This is a genomic window from Nocardia sp. NPDC019219, from assembly GCF_040632645.1.
GTDB classification, from domain to species: domain Bacteria; phylum Actinomycetota; class Actinomycetes; order Mycobacteriales; family Mycobacteriaceae; genus Nocardia; species Nocardia sputorum.
In genome coordinates this window covers 14,038-31,036 of record NZ_JBEYCG010000027.1, presented here as the reverse complement: position 1 = coordinate 31,036, position 16,999 = coordinate 14,038, and the positions used below count along the sequence as shown (strand labels likewise).

The window sequence follows — 16,999 nt, the reverse complement described above, 5'->3', positions numbered from 1 at the left end:
TCGGTAGCTCCATGGTGCTGTCGAATCCGACCCGAAACGTGAGCCGGCGTACCGCGCTCCGCACGCTCGGAGCACTTGCCGCCGGGGGTCTTTCGTCCGCGTGTCGTGCGGCCACCCCACCCGGCGCCCTGGATCCGGTCGGCCTCGACGAGGCCGTCCGCCCCCAGGACGATCTGTACCGGCATGTCAACGGGAAATGGCTGCGCGACTTTCGGCTGCCTCCCGACCAACTGGTGTGCAGCCCCATGACCGAGGCAATGCGACGCGTCGAACAGCAGCTCTCGGCCATCATCCAGGCAATCCGCGAACCCAGGCCCGGCACGCCCGAACAGCAGGTGCACGACCTGTATGCGGCCTGCTTGAACACCGCGGCCGTCGAACGGCTGGGCACGACTCCGCTGGCCGACCTCTTCGCGGCGATCGACGCGGCCGCGTCCGAATCCGAATTGGCGAGCGTCATGGGCATGCTGCCGATTCCCGGGGTCATCTCACTGTATGTCGACGTCGACTCCAGGGATGCGCACCGGTACGTCGCCACTCTCGCGCAATCCGGTCTCGGAATGGACAGTCAGTACTACCGGAACCCCGAATTCGCCGCCCACCGTGACGCATATCGGGCATTCCTGGAGCGCATCACGGCCGTCGCGCACTTCGCGGATCCGGCCGGTATGTCCGGCCGAGTGTTCGAACTCGAGCGACAGCTCGCCGCCGTGCACTGGGACGCCGTGCGAGATCAGGACGCCACGGCTACCAACAACCTGATGACCTGGAGCGAGTTGCGCGGACTCGCACCGGAGTTCGACTTCGACGCCTGGCGCGCGGGGCGAACTTCGCAGCCACCGGAACTGTTCGCCCACGTCGTGGTGCGTCAGCCCGACTTCGTCACCGCGGTCGGCCGGCTGTGGGCGGAGGTGGATATCGCGCACTGGCGAGACTATTTGCGATCGAGTCTGCTACTGGAGTTCTCCCGCTTCCTGCCCTTCGGCATCTCCGAGGCCAATTTCGAGTTCCGCCGCAAGTTCCTCGGCGGGGCGAACCGGCCGGCCGAGCCCTGGCAACGAGCGGTCGCCACGGTGAATGCCGAGCTGGGCGGTCCACTGGAAAGGCTCTATGTGGCGAAGCACTTTCCGGCCGCGGCCGAGGGCCAGCTGCGCGAGCTGGTCGACGACCTGCTCGCGGCCTACCGTGCGGCGTTACTCGGCTCGTCCTGGCTCTCACAGTCCACGCGCGCGGCCGCCGTCGCCAAGCTCGACAGGATCACGATGCTGATCGGCGCCCCGCGGCATCGGCCGGACTGTTCGGGCGTGTCGATCGATCCTGACAAATTGATCGATTCCCTCCGAAGTATCCGCGCTCTCGCCAGGCGTCGGGAGTTCGACCGGCTCGCCGCGGCGGTCGACAGAACCGAATGGACGACCACCGCGCAAACCGTCAACGCCTTCTACAACCGATCGTCGAACCAAGTCGTGTTTCCCGCCGCCTTCCTGCAGCCGCCATACTTCGACAAGGATGCGGATCCGGCGGTCAACTACGGTGCGATCGGCGCGATCATCGGGCACGAGATCGGCCATGCGTTCGACGATCAAGGCGCCCGATACGACGGCGACGGCCGGCTGCGCGACTGGTGGACTCCCGAGGACCGCGCCGCGTTCGACGCGAAGACCGAGCAATTGGTCCACCAGTACGACAGCCTCGTTCCCGAGGGCTTCGACGCCACACACCGGGTGAACGGGCAGTTGACCGTCAGCGAGAACCTGGCCGATCTCCGCGGTCTCCAGGTGGCGGTCGCCGCCTACCGGCGAGCCGCGCTGCGCCGCGGCACCGAGCCGGACTTCCGCACCCTGTTCCTGTCCTGGGCGCGGTGCTGGCGGGTAAAACAGACACAGCAGTTCGCCGCCGCGGCGCTGGCCGCGAACAGCCACGCGCCGAGTGAGTTCCGAGCCAACCAGGTTGTCCGCAACATATCGGAGTTCTACTCGGCCTTCGACGTCACAGAGCGAGATCGAATGTTCCTCGCACCAGAACAGCGGGTCGTTCTGTGACGAAGCGCCACCTGTATTCGCCATTTCCCGAACCTGCTACGACAAGGAATTCGCTATGAAACTCGACTATCTCGACTACCTGACCTGGGACGAACAGCACAACATCGCCTATCTGGCGTTCCGGCAGAACAGCCCGGAAGCCCGCCACGCCGCCCGCACCCTGCGAGTGCACGACCAGGACAGCGGCGAGATCGTCGCCGCCCTCGACTTCGGCGACGACGGCGAACTCATCGGCATCGAGTTGCTGAACGCGAACGTCCAGCTCAGCGCGGCGCTGAAGCGGAAGGCCCGCGCCGGGGACGGTGACTGACCGGACCGCTGCCTGCCGTGAACCGGATCGCGGTCGACGGCTACGTCCTCGATGGAACCGAACGACTCGAGGAGAGATATGGCCGCCACCGCAGCACGCTATGGGCCTGAGCTTCGCCCACGGCGCGACCAGCCGAGTTTGTGGGACGTCACGGCGACAGAGCTGTCGAGGATGCGTCGCGGCTTCATCGGCTGGTTCGCCGTTCTGGTACCCGTCGTCATCACGGTTCCGCTCTACCCGATGTCGCTGGCCTCGCCCGAAGGCCGATCGGGACATACCTGGACGGTGTTCCGCGACGTGGTGCTGGAGGGCTGGGGAGCCCTGATCCCGATGACGGCCGCGTTGCTGGCCGCCCTCTCGGTGCGGGCCGATCAGGACGCCTGGCGGTTGCTCTTCTCCTATGCCGTGCCCCGCAACAAATATCTGCTCGGCAAGTATCTCGGACTGGCAGCGCTGACCGCGGTGTCCACCACCCTGCTCGCGCTGCTGCTCAGCATCGGGGCAGCGTTGAGCGGCCGGTTCGCGACCAGCTTCGCGACGATCGTCGCCGCGTCCTACCTGCCGTGGCTGGCCGGGTTGGGTACCGCGGCGGTGGCGCTGGTCGTCTCGGTGGTGTGGGGCCTGGGCCCCACCATCGCGACCGGTGTCGTCGGCATGATGTGCGGCATGCTCATCGCGGATAAGAGCTGGTGGATGGCGGTGCCGTTCGCCTGGCCCATGCGCGTGATCCTGCCGTTGGCAGGTATCGGTCCCAATGGCGTTCCACTACCGGCCGACAGCCCGGTCCGGGATCACGGTGTCATCCTGCCTGCCATCGCGCTTTCGATCGGGCTCGCGGCGGTGGTCCTGGCTCTGGGTTCGCTCCATATGACGCGCAAGGAGATCTGACCGTGTTCGCTTTGGAAGTGGCGCAGCTGCACAAGCATTACGGGAAACACCACGCGCTGGACGGGGTCGATCTGTCGGTCCGCGCGGGAGAGGTCTACGGGCTGCTCGGCCCGAACGGCGCGGGCAAGTCCACGGTGATGAAAACCGTGCTGGGCCTGCAACGGCCGACCAGCGGTGTCATCCGGTTGTTCGGTCAGCCCTATGATCGGGCGCGGTTGGTCGATGTCGGCGCGTTGATCGAGACACCGGGATTGTGGCCGAAATTGGACGCGGTGACGCACCTGCGCATTCACGCCCGACTGCGCGGGGTGCCCGAGGAGTGGATCGATGAGACCTTGGCCGTCGTGCAGTTGAGTGAGGTGCGCACGCGCAAGGTGCAGGCATACTCCCTCGGCATGCGCTGGCGTCTCGGTATCGCGATCGCGTTGCTGGCGCGGCCGAAACTCCTGCTGCTGGACGAGCCGACCAACGGCCTCGATCCGGTGGGCATCCGGGAGATGCGAGAACTCATTCGCGCACTGGCCGCGGGGGGAACGACGGTTTTCCTCTCCAGTCACCAGCTGTCGGAGATCGCTCACGTGTGTGACCGGGTCGCGGTTCTGGTCGCCGGGAAGACGCGATACGAGGGCACCGTTCAGGGCATCGCGGGCGACGGCGATCTCGAGGAGGGGTTCTTCCGCATCCTGGAATCCTGCGGCTCGAAGATCCGCTGAAGCGCCGATACGCAATGCCGGGTGAGCGCGATTCGGGTCGCCGTGTCGGAAGGTTCCTCGCTTCCCGGCACGGATCCGAATCCGCCGTCGACCTGTTGCTGCGCGAGCAGGAATCCGGTCGCCCGCGTGGGAATCGGCCGCTGAGCCAGTCCCAGCTGGGCGCAGCCCAGGAGCAGGGTGGCCAGGGCATCCAGGTCGTAGCGTCGAATCGCGAGCACCAGAAGGGAGTCCAGGACGACGGCCCACTCCGCCGAGGATGCCATCGAGGCGTCTGCGGCGTCGATTGTCGCCAGAGCGCGCCAGCGCGCCGGATCGGCGCACAACATGGTCAGTGGTTCGCGAGGTGGCGATCCAGCGCGCTGTGCGTCGTGCTCCGGCGTCCGAGTGGACTGCCGCACCGCTGACGTTTCGGTCGCCAACCACTTCCTCGCGGCCGCCAAGGACCGGTCGGAGAGCACCGGAAGGGAATCAGGGGATCTCATCGAGCAGGATGCCGTTCTCGCTCCGCCGCCGCCATCGCCGCAACCATTGTCGTGTGGTGGCATGTTCCGAACGTGTATGCCTCGGCCACCGGGCCGCTCAGTCCCGACAGCCGGACCGGGTCGAACAGGGGGCCCGGCACCGCGCCGCAGGCCAGTCTGCGGCGAGTCAGCGTCCGCCATCCGTGCGCGGTGATCGCGCAGTCGTCCGGCGCCACCGCCAGCAGGCACAGCAGCAGTTCGCCCGCCAAGTCCATGTCCCCGGCCGCGAGGTAGGTTCCGAGCAGGATCCGCATCGTCGCTACGAGCGCCGGTGCGCTACGCATCGGCCGGGCGGCGAAATCCGTGGCATAGAAGACGACGTGGGTGAGCGCGTAGACCTCGTCGTCGCGTAGGTAGATCGGGTCGGGCTCCGCAGCGGCGATGGTCGCCTCGACCAACTCGGCCACTGGCGGCAGGGTATGCGGGAACCGGCCGAGCTCGAGTGCGTACCGCAGCTCCAGCCGGGTGAGCGGGGGGCGCCAGGCGCCGTTCCATCCGCCGCTACCTGTCGCGAGCACCGTGCGCACCCGCTCGTCGGCATTCGGTACGGGACAGCCGAGATCGGCGAGCAACGCCACCAAGTAGGCGCGATACGGGAACTTCTCGTCGGCGCGCCCCAGTGCGTCGTGGAAGGCGGCGGCTGCCGCCAGCGTGCGCGCGAGTTCGGTCGCGCCGTCGACGAGCGGATGATCGCGCCATCGCCCACGGCGCAGCACACGGCACAGCACCAGCAGTTCGAGCGCGGCGCCCTCCGGGAACTGCCGCGCCGGCAGGAACCGATCCCAGTGTGCTGGATCGAACCAGCGTAGGTTCGCGGCGAGCCAGTCCAGCGCCGCTTCCAGCATCGGGGCGCTCGTTTCGTGATCGACTACCGCCACCGCGGGCCATATCGGAAAGCCGTGTACCCGGCCGCGCTGGTCCTCGCTGGGATGAAGACCGGTCGCCGGCGTCATCGTCCGATCCTGAGGCGGATCCCCGCGGTGAAGAACAACGCCAGGCACACGAGGACCAGCACGTCCACGCCCATCGGCGCCAGGCCTGGCCGGCCGACCAAAATCTGTCTGCTCAGATCGACCAGATAGGTGAGCGGATTGAGGCGAATCAGCACGGAGAGCCAAGACGGAACCCCCTCGGGCTGGAACACCGAGCCCGAGAGAAACAGCATCGGCAGCATCGTGATCTGGACGCCGGCCTGCAATGTCTGGATCTGTCGCAGCGCGGTGGCCAGGAACAGTCCCAGCAGGCTGAAGACCGCCGACCCGAACAGGTAGATCGCCGCGGCCGCGGCGATCTGCGCGGATGTCGGCGCCAATCCGAATACCGGTGCGCACAATAACAACAGCAAGCTCTGCGTCCCGACGACGACACCCGTACTGACGACCTTGCCCAGCGGCAGACACATCCGGGGTACCGGCGCGACGGTCATCTCGCGCAGCACACCGAACTCTCGATCCCACGCGTACGACAATCCGGTGGCGATGCCGATCGTCGCCACTTGAATGGCGATGATGCCGGGCAGGATATAGGCGCTGAAGGAGACCGAGCCCACGCTGCCGACCATGGCGTCGAAACCGACGGCATAGATGACGATGAAGAACAGCAACTGGGCGGCGTTGCTGATCAGCAGTCCCGGGCGACGGATCTGGCGATGCAGGTCCCGGTGCGCGATCACCGCGACGGCCCGGATGCTGCCGACCATGACGCGTTCCGGAGGATGGGCGCTCAGCGCCTGCGATGCGGTCACGGCATGTCCTTCCCGGGATGTGTCGTCGCGGCGACGTAGACATCGTCCATCGACGGGTTGTGCACCGTCACACTGAGAATCGGCAGATGGAGCACGCGCACGATGTCGGCCACCCGCCGATCCGGCTCGGCACACCGGATCTCCAGCTCCGTCAGCCCGGTGACCACCTCGAATCCGGCCGCGCGCAATTGCTCGCAGGCCGCGGCGTCGTCGTGGGTCCGCAGCCGCACACAGGAGGCGCGCAGGTCGTCTTTGAGGTCCACCGGCGATCCCGATCGGCCGATTCTGCCCCCGGCCATGATCACGATCTCGTCCGCGTACTCGGCTTCGTCCAAGTAATGGGTCGAATAGATCGTGGTGACGCCGAGTTCGTCGCGCATGCGAAGCAGATCGCGCCAGAAGACCCGGCGAGACCGCGGATCGAGTCCCGTGGTCGGCTCGTCCAGGATGAGCAGTCCGGGACGATGCAACAGGGCACGCACCAGTTCGACCCGCCGGGCGGTTCCGCCGGACAGGCGCTCGACCGCGATGCGCCGTTGCTCGGTCAGCTCCAACATGGCCAGCAGCCGATCGATCTGCGCGGCGGCGTCGGCGCGGCGCATACCGAAGAGGCGGGCGTGAAACCACAGGTTCTGCTCGACGGTGAGTTCTTTGTCCAGCGTCCGTTCCTGGAACACCAGCCCGATCTGGGCGCGGGCACGCATCGGAGCGGTGTGCGCGTCGTCGCCGAAGACACGCACGGTCCCGGATTCGGGTTCGGACGCGGTCGACAGCACATTGAGCAGGCTGGATTTGCCCGCGCCATTCGGCCCGAGCAGTGCGGTCAGGCGGCCGGGGGCCGAACTCAGCGACACCGAGTCGACGGCCGGCGTGGCGCCGTACCGCACGACGATATCGGTGAGTTCGAAGGCGTTGACCGTCATCGGAAGTGCACCTCTCAGCTCAATGCCAGAACGCGATCCCACGGGCGCGCGGGAGCTTCGGCAGCGGTGCCGAGCGCCGGGATCACCGACAACAGCGCGCACGCCACCCCCGCGGAGCCCTCGAGTATCCCGGCGACGTCCAGTAACTTGAACTCCGTCGGCCCCGGCGCCGACCGCGGATACCGCATCGGATGCCGGAAGCCGAAGGGCGCGTCGATGTCCGCCATGTCCAGAATGACTTCGGCGAGACGGGTTTTCGCACCGAGCAGCACGCCGTCCCGCTCCGCCGTGCCGATTCGATGGACCACTTGAAGGAAGCCCGCGTAACCGTGGCATACGGTCGGCCCCGCGAGCGTCCAGCGCGATTCGTCCCTGGCCAGAGCGTCGTGCAGCGCGCGGACCGCGTGCCTGCGCCAGTCGGCGATGCCGAGGGTTTCGCCCGCATGGTGCACCGCCGCCGCGACTCCCGGCGCGCCGTAGCACCACGCGGTTCGGGTGAACAGGTTTCGCGGCGGTGCGTCGGCGATCTCGTCATCGAAGCCGACTCGGCACGGCCAGTACGTGCCCTGGTCGTCGGTGCGTATCCAACGGATCAACCACTCGACCATCCGCACCAGAGCGTCTCGCAGTCCCGGCACGTCGTGTCCACGGCGCAGGGCCAGCGACATGATCACCACCGGCCCTGGAATCCCGTGCGCGAGGCCCAAGTTGAAGTCGCCACGCGGATAGTTGCGACGATCCTCCTCGACCGCTTGCCGCGCCGCGGGAACCCACCAACCAGGCACTTCATGGCCGTCGACGGTGATCGGCCGACTGATCGTCACCAGGTAGCCGAGCGTCTCCCGCAGGGCATGCTCGACCTGCGGGTCGTTTTCGACGGGATCCTCGACCGAATCGAGCAGCAGCCGCGCTGTACCGGACAAGCCGTTGACGATGTCGTAGCACTCCCACGAGATGCCGGGTCCGGAGGCGGCTCGGCACTGCCGCAGCCGCGTCAGCTGGTCGTCGGCCAGCCACGCGGCGAGCCTGCGCCGCAGGCCGGGGTAGTGGCCGCCGCAGGTCTGGGTGGCCGCCAGCAAGGAAGCAGGCCCCGCGTACAGTCCCCGGCTCGGTTGACTCGGCAGCGCTGCCCCCGCCGCTTGCACATGCCGATGAGCGACGCCGAACCAATCGGGGATGCGCGCCGCCAGCTCCGCGTAGAACAGCGCCGTGCCGGGCAGGCCGTTGGACAACGTCATCGGCCCCCACATGCCGGCGCCGTAGATGGGATCGCGGTTGTCCGGACGGCCTGCGATGTCGGCGACGGCGGCCGGGTCGGCGAGGCGGTCGGCGACGAGCGACACGATTTCGGTGGCCCGCTGCGCCACCGAGCTGTCGTGCTGGGCGGTGTTTCTCATCGCGCGTAGCGCCTCCTGTTGAAGTTGTCCTGCACCGCTCCGCGGGCGATGGCGACGGCTGCCCGCTCCCGATCGCTGTCTCCGCCGAAGAGCCGATTGCAGCTCATGTGCATCAGGCTGCCGACGAGCCGGTGATTGCGCGTCTTGGTGCCCACCGACGCCAGACGCAGTTCGCCGACGGCCGCGTCGCGTGGCCGGAGCGCTTCGAGGGCCGCCGCCCCGTGCGGGTCGGCGCGCAGCGCGCTCCACCCGCCGTGCGGGTCGACGATCGCGCGCCAGCGCTGCGCATCCGCCCGATACGCGTCGGGAAGCGTTCTGCGTGAGCCCGTCATCGATAGCCAGGCCATCGCCGCGTCGTCGCTGCACGCGCTGTCAGCCGCAGAGTCCGCCTCCGGCGGGCCGAAAGCGCCCGCGAGCGCGGCGACGGAAACCGCCGCGAACGTGTCGATCGAGTGGGTGCACGCGGGCTGCTCGACCAGATCCAGGAATCGGATCGCGGCCTCGCTGTCGGCTTCGAATACCCGCTCGGCCGCGACCATCGCCGCCGCGCCGCCGTATCGCTCCAACTCGGCGTCGTATTGGTCGAGGCGATGGGCTCGGAGCAAACCGTCGCGCTGCCAGTCGTCGAGTCGCCGGCCGAGCGGGCGTGCGGCGGCGCTCCAGAGCTGGTCCGGCACGCCGTGGAAGCGAACCCGGAGATGCGGCCCATCGGGGTCGGTGTACCGGATGAAGAACCAGCGGTCGCAACCATGTTCCCGGGCTTGCTCCACCAGCTCCGGCAAGTGGATGCGCAGGAAGTCGCCCTGGCACGACGACGGCAGGTACAACGCGAGCGACAGCCAGTCGCTGCCGAGTCCCGCCGGTCGACGGTCCGGTTCCAGGTAGCCGCCGTGCGGTGAGCGGACCGGTCGTGCGTCGCGGCGTGACAGCGGGACGACCACCTCCATCGCGTGTCCGTGGATACCGTCGGCGAAGTCGTCGTCGCCGGGTACCTCGTGGGCGACGATGGCCGGGTCCTTGCGCAGCTCGTCCCACAGCAGTTCGAGATGCGCCGGATCGGTCAGGTCGAACAGCAGTCGCTGATCCATCTGTACGGCGAGGATTCGTTCCGGTACCCGCCACTCGCGGCGCCATCGGTCGACCGCGGCGGCGAAATCCGATTCGGGCACACCGATCAGTGCGTCCATGCGCCATACCGCGGGGGCCAGCACGAGGCGGCCGTGCCGGACGCGTGGCACGAACGGCATCTCCGACAAGCCGGCCCACGTCCAGGGCTCCCACAACCGCTGGCCCTCCAGACCGATCTCCCACAGCAACCGGGACGCGTTGGGGGCCTGCGTCATCGGGCTGATCATGGTGTTGAGCACCGGAACGATCTCGCGGCCGGTCGGCAGGTGTACCGCGCACATCCGCTCCGTCGTCGCGCCGATGGCCACGTCGGCAAGGGCGATTTCGTCGATATCGGGAGCGTCCGGCAGGCCGACGCTGATCCGGACACCACTGTGCGCCGTGGAGTGCGCGAGATTCGCGGCTTTGCCGGATCGGGGCATGAACGCCAGATCGACCCGGGTCGCATTCGTGACGTGGACCGGAATCGCGCCGGACTCGGCCGCGACGACCGCGCGGAGGTCAGGTGGCAGCAGGTCCGCGAACCGGGCGAGGGTCGCTCCGGCGTGGTGCGAGCCAGGACTCGGCGCCACCACGACGCGAAAGTCTCCGGCGGACAACGCGTCCAGCGACCGTGCGATGACGTGGAAAGTGAGCTCGCACGAGTTCGGTACGCCGGCGGTGGGCCCGTCGCCGGGAATCAGCTCGTCGAGCAACTCGTCGGTCAGTTCGACCTCCCGGGCGCCATCGCGCAAGGCGGTCCCGATCAGGCGGTGCAGCAAACGCATCCGGGACGCGTCGCGGTCGATCGCCCGATCCGCCGCCTCTTCGCTGTTCGGCCAGCTGTATCCGGCAGGGGCACCCAGTCCCCGTGCGGGATCGAGCAGTTCACGGATGCCGACCAGCCGATCGGTCCCGTAGCGCTCCAGGAACTTCTCGTGGTAATCCCGCAGCGCGACGAGCCCGAGCTCGGGCGCCGACATCCGCCACATCAGCGCCGCCGCCCGCTCGACCTCGGTGCGCACTTCGTCCGGCAGCTGGACCTCGACATCCACAGCGGTGTCGACGTGCAGCGGCGTCTCATAAGGGTGGAGTTTGTGCGCCAGATCCACTGTCTCGATCAGCCGTGCGGTAGCGGGGCCCAGGGGCAGCCGGTCGCTCGCCCGCCGCTGCTCGTCGATGTCGCGGAGTGCGCGCAGCACGTTCGCGATCGGCGCGGCGGGCTGGTCGATCGCGGCGAGGATTCCGATCAGGTGACACAGCGGGTCACCGCCGTCCAGGGGCGGCCGGAGGTCGGTGAGCAGGAATTCCTGCTCCACGAGCGTTCGGATCAATTCGGCGGCACGTTGTGGCGGCGCACCGAACCGCGTCGCGGTCGTCGCCGTGAGCTCGCCGACCGGGACGGTCCGCGCGGCCGCGTCGAGCACCACCTCGACCACCGGCGAGTTGCGTATCGAGACGACCGATCGGGTCGCTCCTTCCAGAGGCGCGCCGAGCGGGGAGGGGCAGTCGAGCACGACCCGGTCACCGCGTCGGGTCAGCGCGGGGTGCGTACGAACGCTCAGGCATGGCAGCAGTTCCGGGAGGCCTTGGAGCTCCTGCACGACGCCGAGCAGCCATTGCATGTCGACGTGCGTCCTGGTGCGGTGGGCGGTGCCGCGGTCGAGCTTGGCCGACGCGTCGAAGCGCCCGCCCGCCACGCCGGAGAAGACGCCGAACGGAGTCGGCCGCGTCCGCGTTCTGATGTCGTAGCGCAGCACCGCCAAGGCGGCGCGACGCAACTGGCTCACCTTGAGTCCCGCGTGCTCGCCGCGGTGGACGCGATCGAGCAGGCGGCCGAGACTCGGCGTCGCCAGCGTGATCGCGGCGCGCAGCTCTTGGTCCGCCGCCGCGGCTCGCACGATGTCCAGGTGGCTGCCCGCCGTCGGCACGCCACTGCCCCCGACCCGCAGCGGAGCCCGGAGCAGGAAGACGTCCCAGGCACGGAAGATCGAATCCGACACCAGCCCAATTCCTTCGAAGTGTTCGACGAGAGGGGGGGAGTCCGGGCCGAGCGGGGTGCTCGACCCGGATCTCCGAATCAACAGCAGTGGCTGCAGCCGCTGCCGCCACCCGAGCTGGTGCAGCCGGGGGTGCAGTACGACCAGCTGGTGACCGCCGCGTTGCCCTGGATGTTGCCGACACCCACGCGGATGTCGAGATCGAACAGATCGACGGTTTCGACCGTCTCCACCGGTTTCACGGACACCGTACTCACGGTGTTCTCCCTTCTGAGGCGAGTGCCCGGCCGATCGAACGACTCGGCCGAGGGAGGCCCAGCGATCCCACCGGGCCCTGCGGCCGGTGCTGTTCCCCCGGGTATCGAGAAAAGCAGTGCCACTGCGGCGGTACAACGTCGCGATCGGTATCTGGCAGCGTCGCCGGAGGCTGCCAACATGTCTCGATCGCCGCCGCGGGGGATGTTTCGCTCCCGCCGCGGTTGAACCGTTCGGAGCGCGCACGCTACACACATGGGTGTGGACTCGGACGAAGCGCTGCTGGCCGCGGTGGCAAGGGGGGACCAGGCAGGTCTGCGCGCGCTCTACGAGCGGCACGCGCCGGCGATGCTGCGGTTGGTGCGCCGGATGACGACGCAGAGCGGGGTCGCCGAGGAGATCCTGCAGGAGACCTGGCTCGCCGTCTGGCGCTCGGCGGACGGTTTCCGCGGCGAATCGTCGGCGCGCGGCTGGCTGTTCGGCGTCGCCAAGCGTCAAGCCCACAACTACTTGCGCAAGTCCGTGCTGGTGACGGTCGATCTGGAGGAGACCGAGGAGCTCTCCGACCGGACCGGCACCGTGGAAGACATCGTCCTCGCCAACGCCGCCCGGGGCGATCTCGCCGTGGGGATCCGCGAACTGCCCGAGCATCTGCGTGAGGTCCTGTTGCTCGTCCTCGTCGACGACCTGCCCTATGCCGACGTCGCCGCGATTCTCGGCATCCCCGTCGGCACGGTGAAAAGCCGGATGTCCCATGCCCGGAAGCGGTTGGCGCTCGCGTTGGCCGGCACCACCGCCGACCTGTCCACCCGATATGGAGGTTCGCAGTGACTTCCCCGATCCCCCGGGGGCCGCATCTTTCGGATGACCAGTTGGTCGGCGGACGCGACGATGCCGCCGCCACGCACCTGAGCGCCTGCCCCGATTGTCAGACACGCGCCGAGGGCTGGCAGAACGTGGCAGTCGCCGCGCGGCAGGTCTCCGTCGAATCGTCCGGTGTGTTCCGCACCCCTTCCTTCGACGCGCTGCTCGGCGATGCCCTCGGCATGCCGTGGTCCACGCCGAAGCAAGCGCGGGCCCTCGGGTGGCGTGCGGCGCTGACCGTGGCCGCGGCACTGGTGCGCGCACAGGTGCGCTTACTTCCGCGCGCGCTGCTCGTCCTGAGCGTGCTCGGCTTCGTGGGGTGCGTCGTCGTGGCCGTGCTGACGAAGCGAAGCGAGTCCGCGCCGACCGTGTTCGGCCTCGCGGTCACCCTGGTGTTCCAGGTCGGAACCCTGACCGCCTGCCGGTCGCGATCGGATCCGCGGCTGGAATTGTTCAGCACCCTGCCGATCGCGCCCGCGGTGGTGTTCGCGAGCAGGCTGGCGCTGGTTCTGCTCGCCGACACCGCGCTAGCGCTGCTCACCTCCGTGGTGGCGAGCGAGTTGGGCGCGGCATCGGACGTCTCGGCCATGATCGCGGGCTGGCTCGGTCCGGCGCTGTTCGCCTCGGCGGTCGGCGTCGTGTGCGCGGTCTGGCGTTCCGCGCAGATCGGGGCGGTAGCCGGCGCGGGCGTTTGGCTGCTCGGCGCCGCCGCGTCCTCGGATGCGGGCCCCGCGCACCGGATCGGCGCCCTGATCGAACCACTGTGGTCCACCTCGGCGGCCTCGCTCGTGCTCGCGGCACTGCTGCTGGTCGTCGCCGCGGCAGGCATGAGCAGGCCGCGATACGACGCCGTGGCCGGATGAACCGATCCACGCCGGCTCGCTACCACAACGTTGTGAATCCGATCTGGCTGTACGAAGTTCGCCGCTGCGGGCGAAGTGCGCTGGCCCTTCCGCCGCTGGCGGCCGCGGCGATCGGCATCGCGTCGGCCGTGTTCGGCGCGAACCACGTGCTGCGGTCCGCCGCGATCGAAGCCATTCCGCTGGTGGCGGGGCTGGCCTGCGCGGCGGCAGTAGGGCGAGAGCGGTCCATCGAGGTGCAACTGAGTGTGCCGACGCCGTACCCGGTGACGGTCGGGCGGCGCGTCGCGCTCGTCCTCGGTACGACGGCCTGCGCGGTGGTGCTGAGCGGCCTGCCCGCGACGGTCACCGACGCGCCCGCCGTCCTGGGCGGCAACCTGATCTTCGCGCTCGCGCTGATCGGCATCGCGACTTGGGTCGGCGCCGGTTTCGGTTCCACCGGTGGCGCCTCCGTCGTCGTCACGACGGTGTGGCTGGCCAAACTGTTGCTGCTGAACGAGGTGGCCCGGCACACTCAGGCGGTGCTCCTGCTCGCCATCGCGGCGTCGTGCGTCCGGCCGGCCCTGCTGCGCGTCACCGACAGCGAGGCACAGTTGCGCGGAGCGCACCGATGAGCGCCTTCCCGGGGCTCGGCGCGACCCTCCGCTATGAGGCGACGCTCGCCCTGCGGCAGCGGGTGTTGTGGTTGTCGCTGCTCCCGCTCACCGCGTTGATCATGCTGCTCGGCGGCTTTCCGCACGGCCGGAACCGAACGGCGGAGTCCGCCGCGATCGGCGACACCGCGCTGCTGATCAATTTCCTCGGTTCCCTCGGCATCGCCATCGTGCTCGCGGACCGCTTGGCCGGGCAGCGCAGGCCCGGCTTGCGCGAATTGTTCGGCGCCACACCGGGCGGCGGATGGATCAGGTCGGTCGGTGTCCTGCTCGGACCATGGCTGGTCGCGTCGATTCCCAGCGCGCTCGTCTTGCTGACCATGGGCGGATGGCTGACGATCGCCACCGGCGAGCCCGCACCGTCGGTGGCGGCGGTCATCGGTCTGCTCACGATCGTGGCGCCGGGATCGCTGCTGCTCACCGTCCTGGCCAACGTCGCGAGCCTGCTGCTGCCCAGCACCGTCGTGCGCGTGCTGCTGGTGCCGTTCTGGTACTGGGCCACGGTGCTGACGCCCCTGATACCCATCCCGACGGTGGCCAGGACGGTGCTCTCACCGCTCGGCGACTACCAAGCGGCGCAATGGCTGGACGTCGCGTCGGCACACCAGGACGGCGGCTGGCTGCATCCGGCGCCCGGCGGCCTCGCCGGTGTCGCCGCGCTCGGGATCACGCTCGCGATCACGGCGCTCGCCTTTCTCATCGGCCATGTGACGCTGGCCGCGAGCCGGTGAGCCGGAATGGAGTTCGAATGACCATCACCCTGCGCAACGTGACGAAGGTCTACCGCGGCGGCACCGTCGCGTTGCACGAGATAGACCTGACCGCCACCGAAGGCATGACCGGGCTGCTCGGTACCAACGGTGCAGGCAAGACCACGCTGATCCGGATCCTGACCGGAACTATTCGGCCGACCTCGGGCACCGTATCGGTCTGCGGGCACGACCTGTCCACCACCGCGGGACGCACCGCCGTGAAGCGGCTGCTCGGCTATCTGCCGCAAGAGCTCGCGCTCTACGAGGACTTGACCGGACGCGAATTCCTCGACTACGTCGCTCTGCTCAAGGGCATCGACGACAAACGCAACCGGCGGTCCCAGATCGACAGCCTGCTGGAGCGGGTGGGATTGGATTCGGTCGGTGCACAACGGATCAGCCGATACTCCGGTGGCATGAAACGCCGACTCGGTATCGCGCAGACACTGCTCGGCGACCCGAAGCTGATCATCGTGGACGAACCGACGGCCGGACTCGACCCGGAGGAGCGGATTCGCTTTCGCGCCCTGCTCGGCCGGCTCGGCGGCGATCGGATCGTCGTGCTCTCCACCCACATCCTCGACGACGTGGCGCACAGTTGCCCGATGGCGGCCGTGCTGGCCGAAGGCCGGATGGCCTATCACGGCACGACGCCCGGCTTGGTGGCCCTGGCCGAGGGGCAGACGCATCTGGTGCGCGCCTCCCACGAGCCGCGCGGCGACTTCACCGTGGTGAACGTCACCGGCACCGCCGAGGGGCCGGAATACCGGATCGTCGGACCGACGCCGCCGCCCGGATCGCGTCCGGTTCCCCCGACCTTGGACGACGGCTATATCGCGCTGCTGCGGACCGCCAGGGCCGCGACGCCGTGATCACGCCGTCTCGCCGCCCGCGAGCGTTCGCAGGTAAGCGTGCTGACGGGGAAATCGAGTGCGCAGCACACCACCGATCGCCTGTGCGTGCCTGCCGCTGACGCACCACAGCGGAAGCAGGATGGCGTAGCGGCCGCCCACCGCCGTGTAACTCAGCTCCTCCAGCAGGCAGTGCTTCCCGTGCCGCGTGAAGAATTCGCACAGCTCGTCGTCGACCTCGTCGCGGACTACGCCCTCGGCCACGCGGTAGCGGCCGGAATCAGCCAGTGCGGCATACCAATCGCGGAGGTCGGCGAGATGAGTCGCGCGGGCGGCACTCCGGTGTTCCTCCGTTCCGATCGCCCGCAGAATGGCTTCGGCCTCGGCCTCGCTGTCGACCCACCGCAGCACAACCGCCTGCGGCGGACGTAGTCCGTTGCGCCTCGTGTGCGGGCCGACGGTGAGGATCGCGGTGCGCTCGGCGGCCACCGCGAAGTCGAAGCCGTGCCGAGCCGATCGGAACCACAGATCCCAGTCCTCGTAGCCGGCGTGCTCGGTCGTCCAGTGGCCGACCTCGGTCAGCAGTTTTCGCACGTGACCGACGCGGGTCGGCTCGAACATGGCGTTGACGGTCTGCAATTCGGGATGCCAGATCAGATCGGTGAAGCCGCTGCGATCCAGCTCCGCGCCGGACTCGTCGACCCGGACACAGCCCGTGGCAGCGAGTGCGGCCCCGCCGTCGAGCAGGCCGAGCAGTGTCGCGAGATGGGTCGGCGACCACCGATCGTCGTGGTCCAGATACGCGACGTAGGGCGCCGTCGCTGCCGCGACCCCCGTGTTGCGCGGCCCTCCAGGATGCCCGTACGGGCCGACGCGCAGCAGCCGGATCCGCGGGTCGCGATAGGCGCGGACGACATCGTCGGTGTCGTCGGTGGAGCCGTCCGAGACGACGAGCAGCGTCCAGTCCGGGACGGTCTGCGCCAGTACGCTGTCTATCGTCGCCCGGATCGCCGTCGAACGGTTGAACGCCGGGCACACGATATCGATCCGGGATGGCCGGTGAACGGACAACAACTCTCCCTGGGTCGCGGGCGGGGCCTGTTCTCGACCTTATTCGCC

The 16,999-nt window shown here is 68.7% G+C and carries 16 protein-coding genes; 9 read left to right on the top strand and 7 right to left on the bottom strand.

The genetic code is table 11. The features are described 5' to 3' along the window. Positions 1 to 11: 11 nt before the first annotated feature. The 4 genes from ABZ552_RS33230 to ABZ552_RS33215 all read left to right on the top strand — a co-directional run bounded on the left by ABZ552_RS33230 (position 12) and on the right by ABZ552_RS33215 (position 3,953). Positions 12 to 2,042 (top strand): M13 family metallopeptidase, encoded by a 2,031-nt coding sequence (locus tag ABZ552_RS33230; protein WP_357441841.1) that lies wholly within the window; start codon positions 12 to 14, stop codon positions 2,040 to 2,042. Between the two features lie 55 nt (positions 2,043 to 2,097). Next, positions 2,098 to 2,352 (top strand): DUF2283 domain-containing protein, encoded by a 255-nt coding sequence (locus tag ABZ552_RS33225; RefSeq protein WP_281875336.1) that lies wholly within the window; start codon positions 2,098 to 2,100, stop codon positions 2,350 to 2,352. Between the two features lie 78 nt (positions 2,353 to 2,430). Then, positions 2,431 to 3,240, top strand: a complete 810-nt coding sequence (locus ABZ552_RS33220) for an ABC transporter permease (protein WP_281875335.1) — start codon at positions 2,431 to 2,433, stop codon at positions 3,238 to 3,240. 2 nt (positions 3,241 to 3,242) lie between these two features. Continuing rightward, positions 3,243 to 3,953: an ATP-binding cassette domain-containing protein gene (locus ABZ552_RS33215; RefSeq protein ID WP_281875334.1), complete on the top strand. Its 711-nt coding sequence runs from the start codon at positions 3,243 to 3,245 to the stop codon at positions 3,951 to 3,953. Positions 3,954 to 4,431: 478 nt separating this feature from the next. Here ABZ552_RS33215 and ABZ552_RS33210 read toward each other — a convergent pair whose 3' ends face one another. The 6 genes from ABZ552_RS33210 to ABZ552_RS33185 form a co-directional block, all read right to left on the bottom strand. Continuing rightward, a complete protein-coding gene (locus ABZ552_RS33210; RefSeq protein ID WP_357441838.1) occupies positions 4,432 to 5,427 on the bottom strand; it encodes a hypothetical protein in 996 nt (331 codons plus the stop codon). Continuing rightward, complete coding sequence (locus ABZ552_RS33205; protein ID WP_357441836.1) at positions 5,424 to 6,218, bottom strand: ABC transporter permease; 795 nt, start codon at positions 6,216 to 6,218, stop codon at positions 5,424 to 5,426. The genes ABZ552_RS33210 and ABZ552_RS33205 overlap by 4 nt, the downstream gene beginning before the upstream one ends. Continuing rightward, positions 6,215 to 7,141: an ABC transporter ATP-binding protein gene (locus ABZ552_RS33200; RefSeq protein WP_357441834.1), complete on the bottom strand. Its 927-nt coding sequence runs from the start codon at positions 7,139 to 7,141 to the stop codon at positions 6,215 to 6,217. The genes ABZ552_RS33205 and ABZ552_RS33200 overlap by 4 nt, the downstream gene beginning before the upstream one ends. A 14-nt stretch (positions 7,142 to 7,155) precedes the next feature. Further along, positions 7,156 to 8,538 carry a lanthionine synthetase C family protein gene (locus tag ABZ552_RS33195; protein ID WP_357441833.1) on the bottom strand — a complete coding sequence of 461 codons (1,383 nt, stop codon included), beginning with the start codon at positions 8,536 to 8,538 and terminating at the stop codon, positions 7,156 to 7,158. Further along, positions 8,535 to 11,648 carry a lantibiotic dehydratase gene (locus ABZ552_RS33190; RefSeq protein ID WP_357441831.1) on the bottom strand — a complete coding sequence of 1,038 codons (3,114 nt, stop codon included), beginning with the start codon at positions 11,646 to 11,648 and terminating at the stop codon, positions 8,535 to 8,537. Before ABZ552_RS33190 ends, ABZ552_RS33195 begins: the two co-directional genes overlap by 4 nt. Positions 11,649 to 11,725: 77 nt before the next feature. Beyond that, positions 11,726 to 11,902 (bottom strand): gallidermin/nisin family lantibiotic, encoded by a 177-nt coding sequence (locus tag ABZ552_RS33185; RefSeq protein WP_281916719.1) that lies wholly within the window; start codon positions 11,900 to 11,902, stop codon positions 11,726 to 11,728. Between the two features lie 253 nt (positions 11,903 to 12,155). On the opposite strand from ABZ552_RS33185, the gene ABZ552_RS33180 reads away from it, so the two are divergent. From ABZ552_RS33180 to ABZ552_RS33160, 5 genes are read left to right on the top strand one after another with little or no spacing between them, the layout of a single operon-like run. Beyond that, positions 12,156 to 12,731 carry an RNA polymerase sigma factor gene (locus ABZ552_RS33180; RefSeq protein WP_357441828.1) on the top strand — a complete coding sequence of 192 codons (576 nt, stop codon included), beginning with the start codon at positions 12,156 to 12,158 and terminating at the stop codon, positions 12,729 to 12,731. Next, entirely contained in the window at positions 12,728 to 13,627 is a 900-nt protein-coding gene (locus ABZ552_RS33175) for a hypothetical protein (protein WP_357441826.1), read from the top strand. Before ABZ552_RS33180 ends, ABZ552_RS33175 begins: the two co-directional genes overlap by 4 nt. Positions 13,628 to 13,659: 32 nt before the next feature. After that, on the top strand, positions 13,660 to 14,238 hold the full coding sequence (locus tag ABZ552_RS33170) for a hypothetical protein (protein ID WP_281875325.1): 579 nt from the start codon (positions 13,660 to 13,662) through the stop codon (positions 14,236 to 14,238). Continuing rightward, complete coding sequence (locus tag ABZ552_RS33165) at positions 14,235 to 15,008, top strand: hypothetical protein (protein WP_357441824.1); 774 nt, start codon at positions 14,235 to 14,237, stop codon at positions 15,006 to 15,008. Before ABZ552_RS33170 ends, ABZ552_RS33165 begins: the two co-directional genes overlap by 4 nt. Before the next feature lie 17 nt (positions 15,009 to 15,025). Then, entirely contained in the window at positions 15,026 to 15,901 is an 876-nt protein-coding gene (locus ABZ552_RS33160) for an ATP-binding cassette domain-containing protein (protein ID WP_357441822.1), read from the top strand. On the opposite strand, the gene ABZ552_RS33155 is transcribed toward ABZ552_RS33160, so the two are convergent. After that, positions 15,902 to 16,951: a glycosyltransferase gene (locus ABZ552_RS33155; protein ID WP_357441820.1), complete on the bottom strand. Its 1,050-nt coding sequence runs from the start codon at positions 16,949 to 16,951 to the stop codon at positions 15,902 to 15,904. It abuts the gene before it with no gap. Positions 16,952 to 16,999 lie beyond the last annotated feature (48 nt).

Coding starts and splice junctions, on each gene's coding strand:
- ABZ552_RS33230 (WP_357441841.1), top strand. CDS start 12: ATGGTGCTGTCGAATCCGACCCGAAACGTGAGCCGGCGTACCGCGCTC.
- ABZ552_RS33225 (WP_281875336.1), top strand. CDS start 2,098: ATGAAACTCGACTATCTCGACTACCTGACCTGGGACGAACAGCACAAC.
- ABZ552_RS33220 (WP_281875335.1), top strand. CDS start 2,431: ATGGCCGCCACCGCAGCACGCTATGGGCCTGAGCTTCGCCCACGGCGC.
- ABZ552_RS33210 (WP_357441838.1), bottom strand. CDS start 5,427: ATGACGCCGGCGACCGGTCTTCATCCCAGCGAGGACCAGCGCGGCCGG.
- ABZ552_RS33200 (WP_357441834.1), bottom strand. CDS start 7,141: ATGACGGTCAACGCCTTCGAACTCACCGATATCGTCGTGCGGTACGGC.
- ABZ552_RS33195 (WP_357441833.1), bottom strand. CDS start 8,538: ATGAGAAACACCGCCCAGCACGACAGCTCGGTGGCGCAGCGGGCCACC.
- ABZ552_RS33180 (WP_357441828.1), top strand. CDS start 12,156: ATGGGTGTGGACTCGGACGAAGCGCTGCTGGCCGCGGTGGCAAGGGGG.
- ABZ552_RS33165 (WP_357441824.1), top strand. CDS start 14,235: ATGAGCGCCTTCCCGGGGCTCGGCGCGACCCTCCGCTATGAGGCGACG.
- ABZ552_RS33160 (WP_357441822.1), top strand. CDS start 15,026: ATGACCATCACCCTGCGCAACGTGACGAAGGTCTACCGCGGCGGCACC.